Annotated in this window: 13 protein-coding genes and 1 pseudogene; 6 read left to right on the forward strand and 8 right to left on the reverse strand. The window is 64.3% G+C overall.

What is annotated here, in order from left to right; all coding sequences use genetic code 11:
- Nucleotides 1-184: 184 nt before the first annotated feature.
- Nucleotides 185-343: pseudogene (locus tag JL811_RS17615) on the reverse strand (IS5/IS1182 family transposase); the annotation flags it as partial.
- Between the two features lie 34 nt (nucleotides 344-377).
- On the opposite strand from JL811_RS17615, the gene JL811_RS17620 reads away from it, so the two are divergent.
- The gene (locus JL811_RS17620; RefSeq protein WP_337924766.1) at nucleotides 378-788 is read left to right on the forward strand and encodes a M10 family metallopeptidase C-terminal domain-containing protein; all 411 of its coding nucleotides are present in this window, start codon (nucleotides 378-380) and stop codon (nucleotides 786-788) included.
- A 45-nt stretch (nucleotides 789-833) separates the two neighbouring features.
- On the opposite strand, the gene JL811_RS17625 is transcribed toward JL811_RS17620, so the two are convergent.
- Nucleotides 834-1,844, reverse strand: coding sequence for a GlxA family transcriptional regulator (locus JL811_RS17625; RefSeq protein ID WP_202690028.1), 1,011 nt, complete (start codon nucleotides 1,842-1,844; stop codon nucleotides 834-836).
- 68 nt (nucleotides 1,845-1,912) lie between these two features.
- On the opposite strand from JL811_RS17625, the gene bcoG reads away from it, so the two are divergent.
- The 5 genes from bcoG to JL811_RS17650 all read left to right on the forward strand — a co-directional run bounded on the left by bcoG (nucleotide 1,913) and on the right by JL811_RS17650 (nucleotide 8,670).
- The gene (gene bcoG, locus JL811_RS17630; RefSeq protein ID WP_202690029.1) at nucleotides 1,913-2,827 is read left to right on the forward strand and encodes a 3-dehydrocarnitine:acetyl-CoA trimethylamine transferase BcoG; all 915 of its coding nucleotides are present in this window, start codon (nucleotides 1,913-1,915) and stop codon (nucleotides 2,825-2,827) included.
- A gap of 144 nt (nucleotides 2,828-2,971) precedes the next feature.
- Complete coding sequence (locus JL811_RS17635; protein WP_202690030.1) at nucleotides 2,972-4,432, forward strand: carnitine 3-dehydrogenase; 1,461 nt, start codon at nucleotides 2,972-2,974, stop codon at nucleotides 4,430-4,432.
- A complete protein-coding gene (locus JL811_RS17640) occupies nucleotides 4,432-5,595 on the forward strand; it encodes an acyl-CoA dehydrogenase family protein (protein WP_202690087.1) in 1,164 nt (387 codons plus the stop codon). Before JL811_RS17635 ends, JL811_RS17640 begins: the two co-directional genes overlap by 1 nt.
- Nucleotides 5,596-5,878: 283 nt before the next feature.
- A complete protein-coding gene (locus tag JL811_RS17645; RefSeq protein ID WP_202690031.1) occupies nucleotides 5,879-7,876 on the forward strand; it encodes an acetate--CoA ligase family protein in 1,998 nt (665 codons plus the stop codon).
- Complete coding sequence (locus JL811_RS17650) at nucleotides 7,873-8,670, forward strand: carnitinyl-CoA dehydratase (RefSeq protein ID WP_202690032.1); 798 nt, start codon at nucleotides 7,873-7,875, stop codon at nucleotides 8,668-8,670. Before JL811_RS17645 ends, JL811_RS17650 begins: the two co-directional genes overlap by 4 nt.
- Nucleotides 8,671-8,807: 137 nt before the next feature.
- Here the strand turns inward: JL811_RS17650 and JL811_RS17655 are convergent, their stop codons facing one another.
- From JL811_RS17655 to JL811_RS17680, 6 genes are read right to left on the reverse strand one after another with little or no spacing between them, the layout of a single operon-like run.
- Nucleotides 8,808-9,887, reverse strand: coding sequence for a dipeptidase (locus JL811_RS17655; protein WP_202690033.1), 1,080 nt, complete (start codon nucleotides 9,885-9,887; stop codon nucleotides 8,808-8,810).
- A gap of 17 nt (nucleotides 9,888-9,904) precedes the next feature.
- Entirely contained in the window at nucleotides 9,905-10,663 is a 759-nt protein-coding gene (locus JL811_RS17660; protein WP_202690034.1) for an ABC transporter ATP-binding protein, read from the reverse strand.
- Nucleotides 10,664-10,667: 4 nt separating this feature from the next.
- Entirely contained in the window at nucleotides 10,668-11,498 is an 831-nt protein-coding gene (locus tag JL811_RS17665) for an ABC transporter ATP-binding protein (RefSeq protein ID WP_202690035.1), read from the reverse strand.
- Nucleotides 11,495-12,400 (reverse strand): nickel transporter permease, encoded by a 906-nt coding sequence (gene nikC / locus JL811_RS17670; RefSeq protein ID WP_202690036.1) that lies wholly within the window; start codon nucleotides 12,398-12,400, stop codon nucleotides 11,495-11,497. Before nikC ends, JL811_RS17665 begins: the two co-directional genes overlap by 4 nt.
- A complete protein-coding gene (locus tag JL811_RS17675; RefSeq protein ID WP_202690037.1) occupies nucleotides 12,400-13,464 on the reverse strand; it encodes an ABC transporter permease in 1,065 nt (354 codons plus the stop codon). The genes nikC and JL811_RS17675 overlap by 1 nt, the downstream gene beginning before the upstream one ends.
- A gap of 48 nt (nucleotides 13,465-13,512) precedes the next feature.
- Nucleotides 13,513-15,117 (reverse strand): ABC transporter substrate-binding protein, encoded by a 1,605-nt coding sequence (locus JL811_RS17680; protein ID WP_202690038.1) that lies wholly within the window; start codon nucleotides 15,115-15,117, stop codon nucleotides 13,513-13,515.
- Between the last annotated feature and the right edge of the window lie 32 nt (nucleotides 15,118-15,149).

The following is a 15,149-nucleotide window of genomic DNA, read 5'->3' on the forward strand; positions in this document are numbered from 1 at the left end:
CATTCTTGGCTAGGTCAACTCCAATTATGGCAAACTTCTTCATGGGTACCCCCTCCTATGTGGCGATGATGACCTCACCACCCTGGCACATTGCGATGCCGTCGGGCGGGGGTATCCACCACATCAGAACTGGATCGCATTCGTCGGGAAAACAGTCCCCCGGACTGTTTTCCGATCCTCCTCATTCCGCAAACACCGCAGGCCGACCGGGGCTGCCGTCATGCGGCGCAAGCCAGGTCATGTCCTTGTCCAGCCAGATCAACAGCGACCCACGCTTGCGCAGAGAAGCTGTGTAGCTGGACCAGTTCCTCGTGCGGTATCGGGCGAGTGATGGCTTGCTCATACGATCCGTCTAACCGCATGGATTCGCGATGTGAATCGTTGGGAGACAGGGTTTTGCAACAACGCCCAATGACACGCTCAATGGCGGCTATACGGCAAATGTGCTGACCGGCGGGGCGGGCGATGACCAGCTGTATGGCGATGCGGGGGCGGATGTCTTTGTCTTCGATCAGTCCCCGGCTGCGGGCGGCACTGACCGGATTGTCGATTTCGTCTTGGGCGTCGACCGGATCGATCTCAGCGCGATGGATGCGGATGCGTTACCGGCGGGCGATCAGTCCTTCACCTTCATCGGGGCGGCCCTGTTCTCGGGCGTCGCCGGTGAATTGCGCTATGACGCGGTGACCGGCAGGCTGCTGGGCGATGTCACGGGCAATGCCAATGCCGATCTGACGGTGAACCTTGACGGTGTGGCAGCACTTGGGTTTGGTGATCTGATCCTGTGACCGTCCCGGCCGCGAGGCCGGGGCGCATGGTTTCAGGATATTCAGTCAGGCCCCGTCGCGCAGGATGCCGTTGCCCGCGTAGTTCCGGCTGCGGCGCCGGAAGGCCAGCGCGCTTTCGCCAAAGCGGCGCGAAAAGGCCCGCGACAGGACCGAGGGACAACTGAACCCGGTCAGCACCGCAATCTCGGCCATGTTCAGATCGCTGCCCGCAAGATTGCGCCGCACCGCCTGAAGCCGCAATTCGGCATAGAACGCACCGGGACTATAGCCCAGATCCCGCTGGAACAGGTTTTCCAGCCGCCGCACCGAAAGCCGGACCCTTGCGGCAATATCCCTGATGCGCAGGGGGGCCGAGACTGTGGCCTCCATCATGCCGATGGCGGCGGAAACCTTGGCATCCACCGCCACCCCGTCATATTGCGGGTTCTGCTGCGGCGTCCGGCGGTCGCTGGTCGCGGTGATGAAACTGGTCGCCACCTCATGCGCCAGCCGCGCACCGAAGCGGCGGCGGATCAGGTCGATGGTCATGTCCAGCGCGGGCCCGGCCCCGCCCGCCGTGATACGGTTGCCGGAAATCACGAAACGGTCAGGCACCACCTCAAGATCGGGATAGGTCTGCGCCAGCGCGTCCAGATCCTCCCAATGCACGGTGACGCGGTGACCGTTCAGCAGCCCGGCCTTGGCCAGAACCCATGACCCCGCATCCACCGCCGCCATGGTGCCGACCGACGACGCCAGTTTGCGCAACCCGGTCAGCAGCGGCGTGGTGATGACTTCGGCAATGCGGAACCCGGCGATCACGATCAGAAGATCAAAGCCCTGCGCCGCCGCCAATGTCGGCTGGCAGGGCAGTTCCAGCCCGCAGGTCAGCGGCACCGAGGTCAGCCCCGGTGAAACGACCAGCCATTGAAACGCCTCACGCCCCAATTGCCGGTTGGCGCTGCGCAACGGGTCCAGCGTCGAGGCCACCGTCAGAAGTGAGGCATGCGGCAGCACCAGAAGCGCCACCCGGCAGGGCGGCGGCAGGGCGGTTGTGCGTGTTGCCTTTTCCGTCATCCGATTGCGCAATTTGCCATTCCGGCCCCGTTCTGCGCGCATATCATTGCGCTGTAAAGGAGGACCCCATGCCCTTGACCATGAATCGCGAGGTTTTCATCACCTGTGCCGTGACCGGCTCGGGCGGCACGCAGGACCGGAGCCCGCATGTGCCGCGTTCACCGCGCGAGATCGCCGAAAGCGCGATTGCCGCCGCAAAGGCCGGGGCGGCGGTGGTGCATTGCCATGTGCGCGACCCCGAAACCGGCAAACCGTCGCGCGACCCGGCGCTGTATCGCGAAGTGACGGAACGCATCCGTGACAGTGCGACCGATGTCGTGCTGAACCTGACCGCCGGAATGGGCGGTGATCTGCTGTTCGACGGCACCGAAGCGATGAACCGCATGAGCGCGAAATCCGATATGGCGGGCGCGGCAGAGCGTGTGCAGCATGTCGTCGATTGCCGCCCCGAAATCTGCACGCTGGATTGTGGCACGATGAATTTCGCCGAGGCCGATTATGTCATGGTCAACACGCCGGGCATGTTGCGCGACATGGCGGCCCGGATGGCCGCAAGCGGTGTGCGGATCGAGATCGAGGCCTTTGACACCGGCCATCTGTGGTTCGCCAAGCAGCTTGTGACCGAAGGCATTATTCCCGACCCGGTGCTGGTGCAGCTTTGCATGGGCGTGCCATGGGGCGCACCGGATGACCTGAACACCTTTCTGGCCATGGTCAACAATGTGCCGCAGGACTGGCATTGGTCGGCCTTTGCCATCGGGCGCAATCAGATGGCCTATGTCGCCGCCGCTGTGCTGGCCGGGGGCAATGTGCGCGTCGGGCTGGAGGACAATCTCTGGCTGGACAAGGGCGTGCTGGCCACCAATGCGCAACTGGTGGAACGCGCGGTCGGCATCGTGCAGGCCATGGGCGCGCGGGTCATCACCCCGGCCGAGGTGCGCGCAAGGCTGAAGATGGAAAAGCGCGCGCCGGTGGGCCGGTAGCCCCCAACCTCTCCCTCCGCCACGAGGGGGGAGGGAAGCGCCCGGGATCGACGGGCGGCACGGATGAAATCAGGCGGTCCCCTCCCCCTTGTGGGGGAGGGATGGGGAGGGGGGCTTGGCCCCGCGAATGACAGGATCAGGACCATGACACAAAAAGCGGCAATCATCGGGGGCGGGGTCATCGGCGGCGGTTGGGCCGCGCGTTTCCTGCTCAATGGCTGGGATGTGGCGGTGTTCGACCCCGACCCCGAGGCCCCCCGCAAGGTGGACGAGGTTCTGGCCAATGCACGCGCCGCCCTGCCCGCCCTGTCGGACGGCCCGATGCCGCCCGAAGGGCGGCTGAGCTTTGCCGAAACGCTGACCGAGGCGGTCGAAGGGGCGGATTACATTCAGGAATCGGTTTCCGAACGTCTGGACCTCAAGCACCGCGTCTTTGCCCAGATCCAGCAGGTATCCCCCGATGCGCCCATCGGCAGTTCCACCTCGGGCTTCAAACCGTCCGAATTGCAGGAAGGGGCAGCCAATCCCGCGACGATCTTTGTCGCCCATCCGTTCAACCCGGTCTATCTGCTGCCTCTTGCCGAAATCGTGCCTTCGGCGGTTTCCGATCCGGCGCTGATCGAACGCGCCAAGGAAATCCTGCGGGAACTGGGCATGTTCCCGTTGCATGTCCGCAAGGAGATCGACGCCCATATCGCCGACCGTTTCCTTGAGGCGGTCTGGCGTGAGGCGCTGTGGCTGGTCAAGGACGGCGTCGCCACGACCGAGGAAATCGATGAGGCGATCCGCATGGGCTTTGGCCTGCGCTGGGGGCAGATGGGCCTCTTCGAGACCTATCGCGTGGCGGGCGGCGAGGCGGGCATGAAGCATTTCATGGCGCAGTTCGGGCCCTGCCTGTCCTGGCCCTGGACCAAGCTGATGGATGTACCCGAATTCAATGATGAACTGGTCGATCTGATCGCCGGGCAATCCGACGCGCAATCGGGGCATCATACCATCCGGGAACTGGAGCGCATCCGCGACCAGAACCTGATCGGCTTTCTGCGCGTGCTGAAAGACCGCGACTGGGGCGCGGGCAAGGTCCTGCTGGATCATGATGCGCGCCGCCGTGCGGCGATGCCTGATCCGTCACCCGACCATGCCGCGCCGATGGAAATGGCCCGGATGACCGTGCTGCCGGGCTGGATCGACTATAACGGTCATATGACCGAAAGCCGCTATCTGTTCGCCGCGTCCGAAACCTGTGACGCCTTTCTGCGCCATATCGGCGCCGATATCGCCTATGTCGGCACGGGGTTCAGCTATTACACCGCCGAAACCCATATCCTGCATCTGGGCGAGGCAAAACTTGGCGATGCGCTGACCGGCACGGTGCAGGTGCTGCATGTGGATGAAAAACGGTTGCATATCTTCATCCGCATCCTGAAAGAAGGCGCGCCGGTCGCCACGCTGGAACAGATGCTTTTGCATGTCGACATGAAGGCGGGCCGGGCTGCGCCTGCGCCACAGGCAATTCAGGACCGGCTGCGCCCCATCGCCGCCGCCCATGCCGCCCTGCCCCGGCCCGAGGGCGCGGGTCGCCATGTCGGCCAGCGGAGGGCATGATGCAGTTCGGACTGAGCGATGAACAGCGGATGATCGTCAACACCACCCGCGCCTTTGTCGAGGCAGAACTGTATCCGCATGAGGCCGAGGTGGAACGCAGCGGTCATCTGCCGCTGGACCTGATCCGGGATTTGCAGGCCAAGGCCATGGCGGCGGGGCTTTATGCTGCCAATATGCCCGAGGAGGTGGGCGGCGCGGGTCTCGATACCCTGTCCTGGCTGCTTTACGAACGCGAATTGGGCCGCGCGAATTATGCGCTGCACTGGACCTGTGTCGCGCGCCCCTCGAACATCCTGCTGGCCGGCACCCCGGAACAGCGCGAACGCTATCTGATGCCCTGTATCCGGGGGGAAACCTGGGATTGTCTGGCGATGACCGAACCGGGTGCCGGATCGGACCTGCGCGGCATGAAGGCCAGCGCCCGGCCTGACGGATCGGATTGGGTGCTGAACGGCACCAAGCATTTCATCTCCCATGCCGATATCGCGGGCTTCACCATCGCCTTCATGGCGACCGGGGAAGAGGACACACCGCGCGGCCCGAAAAAGAAGATCACGGCGTTCTTCGTCGACAAGGGCACACCCGGTTTCACCGTGCGCGACGGCTATCGCAATGTCAGCCATCGCGGCTATTCCAATGCCGTGCTGGAATTCGACGACTGCCGGGTGCCTGCCGAAAATGTGCTGGGTGAGCCGCACAAGGGCTTCGAGGTCGCCAATACATGGCTGGGCGCGACCCGGTTGCAGGTCGCCGCAACCTGTCTGGGGCGCGCGGCGCGGGCGCTGGATCATGCGGTATCCTATGCCGCCGAGAGGCGGCAGTTCGGTCAGGCCATCGGCAAGTTTCAGGGTGTCAGCTTCAAGCTGGCCGACATGGCGATGGAGTTGAAGGCCGCCGAACTGCTGACATGGGAGGCGGGCTGGAAATTCGATCAGGGTACGGTCACCGAGGCGGATATGTCCATGGCGAAGCTCAAGGCAACCGAGATGCTGGCCATGGTCGCGGATGAGGCGATCCAGATTCATGGCGGCATGGGCCTGATGGAGGAACTGCCGCTGGAACGGATCTGGCGCGATGCGCGGGTGGAACGGATCTGGGAAGGCACATCCGAGATCCAGCGCCATATCATCAGCCGCGAACTTCTGCGCGCGGTTGGTGGCTGACGCGCCGCGCCGGGGGTTTTGCACCCCCGGACCCCCGCAGGATATTTGAGAACAGATGAAGGAACCAAATGTTAACCTTTGCCCTCCATCCTTCTGACGCGGTACAGGCGGGGACGCCGATGACCGTAACAGGTGAAGCGACCCTGCCTCCTTCGTTGGGGGCAGGGCGTCTTGTGAGTTTCATCTGTTCAAAAGTATCCTCGGAGGGAGGAGGCGCGCCCCGCGCCTCCGTGGGGGGCAGACAGCCCCCCTTCGACATTCACCGTCGAGTGTGGACCGTGGCATGAGCCGCCTGTCACGCCTGCTGCGACCCCGGTCGATTGCCGTTCTCGGCTCGGGCTGGGCGCTGAATGTGATCGAGCAATGCCGCGCAATGGGATTTGCGGGTCCGGTCTGGCCGGTGCATCCGACGCGGGCGCAGATCGGCGGGCTGGACTGCTATCGCTCGCTTGCCGATCTGCCCGGGGTGCCGGATGCGACCTTCATCGGGGTCAATCGCCATGCCACGCTTGAGGTGGTGCGGGAGCTTTCGGCCATGGGGGCCGGGGGGGCGATCTGCTTCGCCTCAGGCTGGCAGGAGGCAGGCGAGGCGGATCTTCAGGCCGGACTTGTGGCGGCGGCGGGGGATATGCCGGTGCTCGGCCCGAATTGCTATGGCCTGATCAACTATCTCGATGGGGCGCTGCTCTGGCCGGATCAGCATGGCGGGCGGCGGGTGGAACGCGGGGTTGCGCTGCTCAGTCAGTCCTCGAATATCGTCATCAACCTGACGATGCAGGCGCGGGGGCTGCCGGTGGCCTATGTCGCCTGTCTGGGCAATGCAGCACAGGTGGGGCTGACCGAACTGGCCGGGGAATTGCTGGCCGATCCGCGCGTCACCGCGCTGGGGCTTTATGTCGAGGGGATCGGCGATGCGCCGGGGTTCGCGGCACTGGCCGAACGGGCGGCAAAGGCGGGCAAGGGCATCGTCTGCATCAAATCGGGCAAGACCGAACAGTCCCGGCAGGCGGCGCAGTCGCATACCGCGTCGCTGGCCGGTGGCGGCGCGGCCTCATCGGCCTTTCTGCGGCAGGCAGGCGTGGCCGAGGTTGCCAGCCCCGATGCGCTGATCGAGACGCTGAAAATCTTTCATGTTCACGGACCATACCTTGGCCCGCGACTCTGTTCGCTGTCCTGTTCGGGCGGAGAGGCGGGGCTGGTCGCCGATCTGGCCGCCCCGGCGGGTCTGGAATTTCCGCCCGTGCCCGGCCCGGTAGCAGCGCATCTGTCCGGGATTCTGGGGCCGATTGTCGCCATTGCGAACCCGCTGGATTACCACACCTTCATCTGGGGCGACGGGCCGCGCACGACGGATGTGTTCAGCACCATGTTGGCCGCCTATGATGCGGGGATCTTCATCATTGACCCGCCGCGCCCCGACCGTTGCGATCCGTCCAGCTTTCTCCCGGCGCTGACGGCCATCGAGGCGGCACAGGCCGCGACCGGCAAACCCGCCTTTCCGGTCTCGTCACTGTCCGAGAATTTCGATGAGGATCTGGCGATTGCAATGATGGCGCGCGGAGTTGCGCCCCTGATGGGGCTGGAGGCGGCATTGCCTGCGTTGAAGGCGGTGCAGCGACCGGCCGCGCGTCCGGGCTGGCGTCCCTTGCCCGCCTTGCCTGTCCGCCCGGTCAGGCTGCTGGATGAGGCAGAGGCCAAGGCGCGGCTGGCCTCTGCCGGGATTGCCGTGCCGCAGGGCGTGACGGCGGCGGACCTGCCGGGACTTGCGGCGCGGACCCATGCGTTGGCGGGGCCTTTCGCGCTGAAAGGTCTGGGCTTTGCCCACAAGACCGAGGCGGGGGCGGTGCGGCTGAACCTTGTCTCGCTGGAGGGGCAGGCCGAAATACCGGGGGCGACGGGCTATCTGGCCGAGGAAATGGTGACGGGGGCGCTGGCCGAACTGCTGGTCGGGTTGCGGCGCGATCCGGTTTACGGCGCGACGGTAACGCTGGGATTGGGCGGCACCATGGCGGAACTGCTGGCCGATACGGTGACGCTGGTCCTGCCGGTCACCGGGGACGAGGTGAACGAGGCGCTGCGCCGCCTGCGGCTTTGGCCGCTGCTGGACGGCTATCGCGGGCGGGCGGTGGCGGATTCCGGCGCGGTGGTCGCCGCGGTGCTGGCATTGCAGGACATGATACAGGCCGATGACCGGCTTGAGGAAATTGAAATCAATCCGCTGATGGTCCGCGCCCGCGGTGCCATTGCGGCGGATGCGGTGATCTGGGAGGCAGAGACATGATGCAGATGCGAACGGAAGGCCCGATCCGGACAAGGCGCGAAGGTGCCATTCTGGAGGTGACGCTGGACCGGCCCAAGGCCAATGCGATCGACCTTGCCACCAGCCGGATCATGGGGCTGGTGTTCCGGGATTTCCGCGATGATGACAGTCTGCGCGTCGCGATCCTGCGGGCCGAGGGCGAGAAGTTCTTTTGCCCCGGCTGGGATCTGAAGGCCGCCGCTGATGGTGATGCCGTCGATGGCGATTACGGGGTCGGCGGCTTTGGTGGCTTGCAGGAATTGCCGAACCTGAACAAGCCCGTCATTGCGGCGGTCAATGGCATCTGCTGCGGGGGCGGGCTGGAACTGGCGCTGTCCTGTGATCTGATCCTCGCCTCGGACAATGCCACATTCGCGCTGCCGGAAATCCGGTCGGGCACGGTGGCGGATGCGGCCTCGATCAAGCTGCCCAAGCGCATTCCCTATCATGTGGCGATGGATCTTTTGCTGACCGGGCGCTGGTTCGATGCCGAGGAGGCGCGGCACTGGGGTCTTTTGAAGGAAATCACCACGCAGGCCGATCTTTTGCCCAAAGCGTGGGAATTGGCGCGATTGCTGGAGAGCGGCCCGCCGCTGGTCTATGCCGCGATCAAGGAGGTTGTGCGTGAGGCCGAGGACATGCGTTTTCAGGATGCGCTGAACCGGATCACCAAGCGGCAATTCGTGACCGTCGACCGGCTTTATTCCAGCGAGGATCAACTGGAAGGCGCGCGCGCCTTTGCCGAGAAGCGGGCTCCGGTCTGGAAGGGGCGGTAAGGGCGCTTTTCAACGCGCCTTGCCGCCTGCAAACGGGCAGGATTGCCCCGCCCCCTGGGAGGGCTGTCTGCCCTCCTAGGGCCCCTCCCGAGGATATTTCCGGACAGAAAAAGGCCGGGCGTAAATGGGTCTGGAGGTTATTCCCCCCAGACCCTTTCCAGCAGCGCGATCCAGTTGCGATGCGCGATCTTCTCGACCAGTGCGGCGCCGAACCCGTGATCCAGCATCGCCTGTTGCAGCGCGGGCAGGCCGGTGACATCGCCGATGCCCTGCGGAACGGTCGCGCCGTCGAAATCGGACCCGAAACCGACGCCCTCTTCGCCAAGATGCGTCAGCAGATGGTCCAGATGGCGCAGCACCGGTTCCCACGTCATTTCGGGTGATTGCCGCCCGTCGGGGCGCAGGAAGCAGGTCGCGAAATTCAGCCCCACCAGCCCGCCGCGTTCTGCAATCATGGCAAGCTGCCGGTCGGTCAGGTTGCGGGTCGAGGGGGTGACGGCATGGGCATTGGAATGGGTCGCAACCAGCGGCGCGGTCGAGATCCGGGCGATGTCGTTGAACCCGGCCTCATTCAGATGTGACAGATCCAGCATGATGCGCAGCGCGTCGCATTCGCGCACCAGCGCCCGGCCCGCATCGGTCAGGCCCGGCCCGGTATCGGGGCTGCCGGGAAAGCGGAAGGGCACGCCATGGCCGAACACCGTGGGCCGGGACCAGACCGGCCCGATGGACCGCAGCCCCATCGCATGCCAAAGCGGCAATTCGTCCAGACCGGGGCTGATCGCCTCGGCCCCTTCCATATGCATGACGCCCGCAATCCGGCCTGTGGAAATGGCCGCGCGGATCCCGGCCGCCGTGGTGCAAAGGCTGAAATCATTCGGCGCGCTGCGGGCCATCCAGTGCAGATGTCCTGCCATGGACAGGGCGACGGGTTGCGCGCCCTTGGCGTCGATCAGATCGGGCAAAGGCAGGTCATAGGGCGGCGCATCCATCTGCGCCATGAAACCGGCACTGTCATGCGCGACCGGCGAGGGGATGTAGATCGCAAAGAATCCGCCCGCGAACCCGGCCTTTTGCATGCGGGGCAGGTCCAGATGGCCGACGGGATTGCCCTGTTCGTCCCGTTCACCCTTCAGCCAAAGCTCATCCCGCCGGTCGGGCGCATGGTAAAGCCGCAGCAGGAAATCGTTATGTCCATCAAAGACGGGGTGGTTCATGTCATCCTCTCCGGGGGTCAGCTGCCCAGCATCCTGTCCGCGCTCGCCTCGAACAGGGTGCGGGCATAATCGGTTTTCATCTGTGCGCCGGCCAGCGCCTCGCGCGTCAGTTCCTCGACCGCGCGGCCATGCTGCATGACCAGAACGCGGTCGCACATATGGTCGATCACGGCAAGGTCATGGCTGACCATCAGGAAGGTCAGACCGCGTTCGGCCCTCAGCCGGTTCAGCAGGTTCAGCGTTTCCGCCTGAACCGAGGCATCCAGCGCCGAGGTCGGTTCATCCAGCAGCAGGATTTCGGGTTCCAGCATCAGCGCGCGGGCAATCGCGACGCGCTGGCGCTGCCCGCCCGACAGTTGATGCGGATAGCGGAAGCGGAAGGCCGCGGGCAGGCCGACATCCTCCAAAGCGCGGACGACCCGCGCATCACTGCCGCCGATGCCGTGAATGGCCAAGGGTTCGGACAGGGTGCGGTCCAGCGTATGGCGCGGGTGCAGGCTGGCATAGGGGTCCTGAAACACCATCTGCACCCGGCGGCTGAAGGCGCGGCCGCGCGGGGTCGGGACCGGTTCGCCGCCGATGCGGATCGTGCCTGCGCTGACCGGGGCCAGCCCGCAGATCGCGCGCAGGATGGTCGATTTGCCCGATCCGCTTTCGCCCACCAGTCCGAAACTGTCTTTCTCACCGACGCGCAGGCTTACGCCCTCCACGGCGCGCACAAGCTGGCCTTTGGCGGGGTAATGCACCGACAGGTTTTCGATCTCGATCATGGACATCGCACTATTCCGCCCATTCCGCGGCCCGGTCCAGTCCGGGCAGGGGGCTGCGGTTGCCGCCGATGCGGGGCAGGCAGTTCAGAAGGCCCTGAGTATAGGGATGGGTCGCGTTCATCAGATTCTTCGCCTCCAACTCCTCGACCACGCGGCCCTTGTACATGACCAGAACCCGGTCGCAGAACCGGCCCACCAGCCGCAGGTCGTGGCTGATGAAGATCAGCCCCATGCCCCGGTCGCGCACCAGCCCGTCAAGAATAGACAGAACTTCGGCCTGCACGGTCACATCCAGCGCCGAGGTCGGTTCATCCGCAATCAGCAGATCGGGGTTCGGGATCAGCATCATCGCGATCATCACGCGCTGGCCCATCCCGCCGGACAATTCATGCGGATAGGCCTCCATCACCCGTTCGGGGCCGCGGATCTGCACGGCCTCCAGCGCCTCGATGGCTTTGAGGCGGGCCGCCTTGGCCGACATGCCGTCGCGCAGGCGCAGCCCCTCGGTCAGTTGTGCGCCGATCTTCATCACCGGGTTCAGCGAATATTTCGGATCCTGCATGACCATCGCGATGCGCTGACCACGCAGGGCGCGCATCTGGCGTTCGGATGCGGCCATCAGGTCGATGCCGTCAAAGCGCATCTCCTCCGCCTCGATCCGGCCCGGCGGGCGGATCAGCCGCAGCACGGAACGCCCGGTCATCGTCTTGCCCGAACCGCTTTCGCCGACGATGCCCAGCCGTTCGCGGCCAAGCGAGAAGGAAACGCCGCGCACGGCCTCGACCTTTCCGGCCTCGGTGTCGAAGGTCACGCGCAGGTTCTTGACGGAAAGAAGCGTCATTTGCCGCTGCTCCTTGGGTCCAGAACATCGCGCAGCCCGTCACCCAGAAGGTTGAACCCAAGGCTGACGATGAAGATCGCCAGCCCCGGCATGGTCGCGACCCACCATTGTTCAAACAGGAACTTGCGGCCCGAGGAAATCATCAGCCCCCATTCCGGGGTCGGCGGCTGCACGCCAAGGCCAAGGAACCCCAGACCGGCAGCGATCAGGATCACCCCCGCCATGTCCAGCGTTACGCGGATGATGACCGAAGGCAGGCACATCGGCATGACATGGCCCCAGATGATTCGCCCCGATCCCGCGCCTTGCAGGCGCACGGCGGCGATATAATCCGATGTCCGCACGGTCAGGGTTTCGGCCCGCGCCACCCGCGCATAGGGCGGCCATGCCGTCAGCGCGATGGCCAGTACCGCATTCTCGATCCCCGGCCCCAGCACGGCGACAAGCGCCAGCGCAAGGATCAGGCGGGGGAACGCCAGAAAGATATCGGTTATGCGCATCAGCACCTGATCGACCCAGCCGCCGAAATAGCCCGCGACCGTGCCGATCATCAGCCCCAGCAGCGGCGCGGTGACCGCGACCAGCGTGACGATGTAAAGCGTGATGCGGCTGCCATAGACGATCCGGCTCCAGATATCGCGGCCGAAATCGTCGGTTCCCAGCCAATGCCCAGGCGTGCCGGGTGGCAAAAGGCGTTGGCCAAGGTTCTGCGTCAGCGGGTCATGCGTTGCCAGCCATGGCGCGAAGGCTGCCATCGCCAGCAAAAGAAGGATAATGAACAGCCCCACCATGGCCAGCGGATTGCGCCGCATCCTGAGCCAGGCCAGATAGCTTTGCCCCAGACGGGCTTGCAGGCGCGACGAGGGGCTGGGATCGCGCAGCCATTCGGTCATCGTGGCCATCAGCGTGCCCTCGGATCGACAAGACGATAGAGCAGGTCGGAGGCCATGTTCAGCGTCACGAACACCACCCCGACAACCACCGTGCCGCCCAGAACGGCGGGCATGTCCGCCGCGAACAAGGCATCGGTGATATAGCTGCCAAGGCCCGGCCATGCGAAAATCGTCTCGGTCAGGACCGACCCTTCCAGCAGATAGGCATAGGAGAGCGCGATCACCGTGATCAGCGGCACCATAACGTTTTTCAGCGCATGGACCCAGACCACGCGCCATTCGGGCATGCCCTTGACCCGGGCCGTGGTGATATATTCCTGCCCCAGTTCATTCATCATGAAACTGCGGGTCATGCGGCTGATATAAGCCATGGAGGTGTAGCCAAGCACCGCCGAGGGCAGCACGATATGGCTGAGCGCATTGCGGAACATCGCCCATTCGCCCGCCAAGGCGGTGTCGATCAGAATCATCCCGGTGCGTTGCGGCACATCCAGTTCGAACATCATCGAGAATCCGGCATCCAGTCGCCCCGGCCCGCCGACCCAGCCCAGAATGCCGTAGAAGATCAGCAGTGCCAGCAGCCCCAGCCAGAAGACCGGCATGGAATAGCCCATCAGCCCGACGATCCGCACGATCTGGTCAACCCATGTGCCGGGCCGCGTTGCCGCCAGAACACCGGCAGGCACCCCCACCAGAACCCCGAACAGCGTGGCGATGGTGGCCAGTTCCAGCGTGGCGGGGAAATAGCGGATGATATCCTCGGACACCTCGCGCCGGGTGCGCAGCGACTGGCCCAGATCACCCTGAACCGCATCGCCGACATAGATCGCGAACTGCTTCCACATCGGCTCATCAAGGCCAAGGGCGATGCGCGTTGCCTCATATTGTTCGGTCGTGGCGCGTTCGCCGATGATGGCCAGAACAGGGTCGATGGGCACGACACGGCCGATGATGAAGGTTACCAGCAAAAGGCCAAGGATGGTGATGGCCAATGACAGAGCCGTGCCGCCGATCAGGCGGATCGGACGCGGCAGCCGGAACGGCGGGGCGGGGGTGTCGGGGACTACGGTCATGCGGGAAAGGGCATCGGCGGGCGGAACAAGCCGCCCGCCGAAAGCCTCTTACTTCTCGACCAGCCAATAAGTCGCCTGATCGACGGTGCCACCGGTGTAGAAGTTCTGCACATTGCTGCGCATCGCGGTGCGGTTGTTTTCCTGGAACATCGCGATGAAGGGCGAGGTGTCACGATGCTTGCGCTGGATCTCTTCGTAAAGCGCACGGCGCTTGTCGGCATCGCGTTCGATCACGGCGGCCTCGGTCAGGGCCATCAGTTCGCCCGGATCATAGGCGTTGCGCCATGCAAGGCTGCCGGTCAGGTTCGCCTCATCCGAATTGTCGGCATTCAACGCGAAGGTCGAGGCATTGGTATGCGGGTCGGGATAGTCCGGTCCCCAGCTTTGCAGTGTCAGGTCATGCTGGCGTGCGCGGTATTCGCCCAGCACTTCCGCGCCTTCGCCGATGGACAGCGTCAGGTTGATCCCGGCCTGCGCAAAGGTGTTCTGAACCGATTGCGCCATATCGGTGCGGTTCTGGCTGTTGCGCACGCTCATCTTGATTTCAAGCGGCAGGGTCACACCGGATTCCGCCAGCAGCGCCTTGGCCTTTTCGATATCCAGCGAATAGGGCGTCTCGTCTATCGAACCCAGATAGCCGCGCGGCAGGAAGGCCTGATGCACGGTCTGTTCGCCCTTCAGGAAGCTTTCGGTCATGCCCTGATAGTCGATGGCCCAACGCATCGCCTCCAGCACTTTCGGATTGGCCAGCGCCTCATTCTTCTGATTGGCCGAGACGTAATAGATATAGCCTGCCAGATCGGTCTCGACGCGGATATCGGCATTGCCTTCCATCCCCTCGATATCAACCGAGGTTACCTCACGGCTGATGTCGATATCGCCGCGTTCCAGGAGCAGGCGGTTGGTCGCGCCTTCGGGAATATGGCGCATGAAGACGCGCCGCAGTTTCGCATCGCCGCGCCAATGGCCCTCGCGCGCCTCAAGGATATAGCTGTCAGACGGCTTGTAGGAGCGCAGCACATAGGCGCCGGTGCCGGCGGTGTTGGTTTTCAGCCAGGCATTGCCCATGTCGCCATCGACCTCATTGGCCATGACGGTTTCCTTGTCCACGATGGCCCCGACCGCAGCGGTCAGGCAGTTATAGACAAAGGTGGGCGCATAAGGCTTGTCGGTCTTCATCGTGACCGTATCGCCGTCGAAGGTGATCATTTCCTCGACATTCTCGGGCGTGAAGCCGAACTGCGTCAGGATGAAGGCCGGGGCCTTGTTCAGCTTGACGACACGCTGCAGCGACCATGCCGCATCTTCGGCCCGCAGCGGATTGCCCGAGGCGAAGGACACATCGGGGCGGATCTTGAACGTATAGGTCACGCCATCCTCGGCCACGTCCCAGCTTTCGGCCAGACCGGGGACGAGTTCGCCGGGCCGGGTCGGGTCCAGTTCGACCAGAGAGTCATAGGTGTTGTTGACAAGGTCGGTGCCCGAGAATTCGAACGCTTCATGCGGGTCGATGGACACGATATCGTCAATCGCATCGGCGATCACCAGCGTATCTTCGGGGGTTTGCGCCATCAGCGCGGCAGGCGCGGCCCCGGCCAGAAGCGAGGCCAGCACCAGCGCGGTGCTGCGGCGGAACGGAAGGTCGAAGGACATTGCAGACTCCCTGTTTTTCATTTTGCGATGCG

Origin of the sequence: Szabonella alba (assembly GCF_016765775.1) — a bacterium.
GTDB classification, from domain to species: Bacteria; Pseudomonadota; Alphaproteobacteria; order Rhodobacterales; family Rhodobacteraceae; genus Szabonella; species Szabonella alba.

Bases quoted from the DNA above. Each gene is read 5' to 3' on its own strand.
- JL811_RS17680 (WP_202690038.1), bottom strand. From the start codon at position 15,117: ATGTCCTTCGACCTTCCGTTCCGCCGCAGCACCGCGCTGGTGCTGGCC.
- JL811_RS17640 (WP_202690087.1), top strand. From the start codon at position 4,432: ATGCAGTTCGGACTGAGCGATGAACAGCGGATGATCGTCAACACCACC.
- bcoG (WP_202690029.1), top strand. From the start codon at position 1,913: ATGCCCTTGACCATGAATCGCGAGGTTTTCATCACCTGTGCCGTGACC.
- JL811_RS17660 (WP_202690034.1), bottom strand. From the start codon at position 10,663: ATGTCCATGATCGAGATCGAAAACCTGTCGGTGCATTACCCCGCCAAA.
- JL811_RS17650 (WP_202690032.1), top strand. From the start codon at position 7,873: ATGATGCAGATGCGAACGGAAGGCCCGATCCGGACAAGGCGCGAAGGT.
- JL811_RS17635 (WP_202690030.1), top strand. From the start codon at position 2,972: ATGACACAAAAAGCGGCAATCATCGGGGGCGGGGTCATCGGCGGCGGT.
- JL811_RS17625 (WP_202690028.1), bottom strand. From the start codon at position 1,844: ATGACGGAAAAGGCAACACGCACAACCGCCCTGCCGCCGCCCTGCCGG.
- JL811_RS17655 (WP_202690033.1), bottom strand. From the start codon at position 9,887: ATGAACCACCCCGTCTTTGATGGACATAACGATTTCCTGCTGCGGCTT.
- JL811_RS17645 (WP_202690031.1), top strand. From the start codon at position 5,879: ATGAGCCGCCTGTCACGCCTGCTGCGACCCCGGTCGATTGCCGTTCTC.
- JL811_RS17665 (WP_202690035.1), bottom strand. From the start codon at position 11,498: ATGACGCTTCTTTCCGTCAAGAACCTGCGCGTGACCTTCGACACCGAG.
- nikC (WP_202690036.1), bottom strand. From the start codon at position 12,400: ATGGCCACGATGACCGAATGGCTGCGCGATCCCAGCCCCTCGTCGCGC.
- JL811_RS17675 (WP_202690037.1), bottom strand. From the start codon at position 13,464: ATGACCGTAGTCCCCGACACCCCCGCCCCGCCGTTCCGGCTGCCGCGT.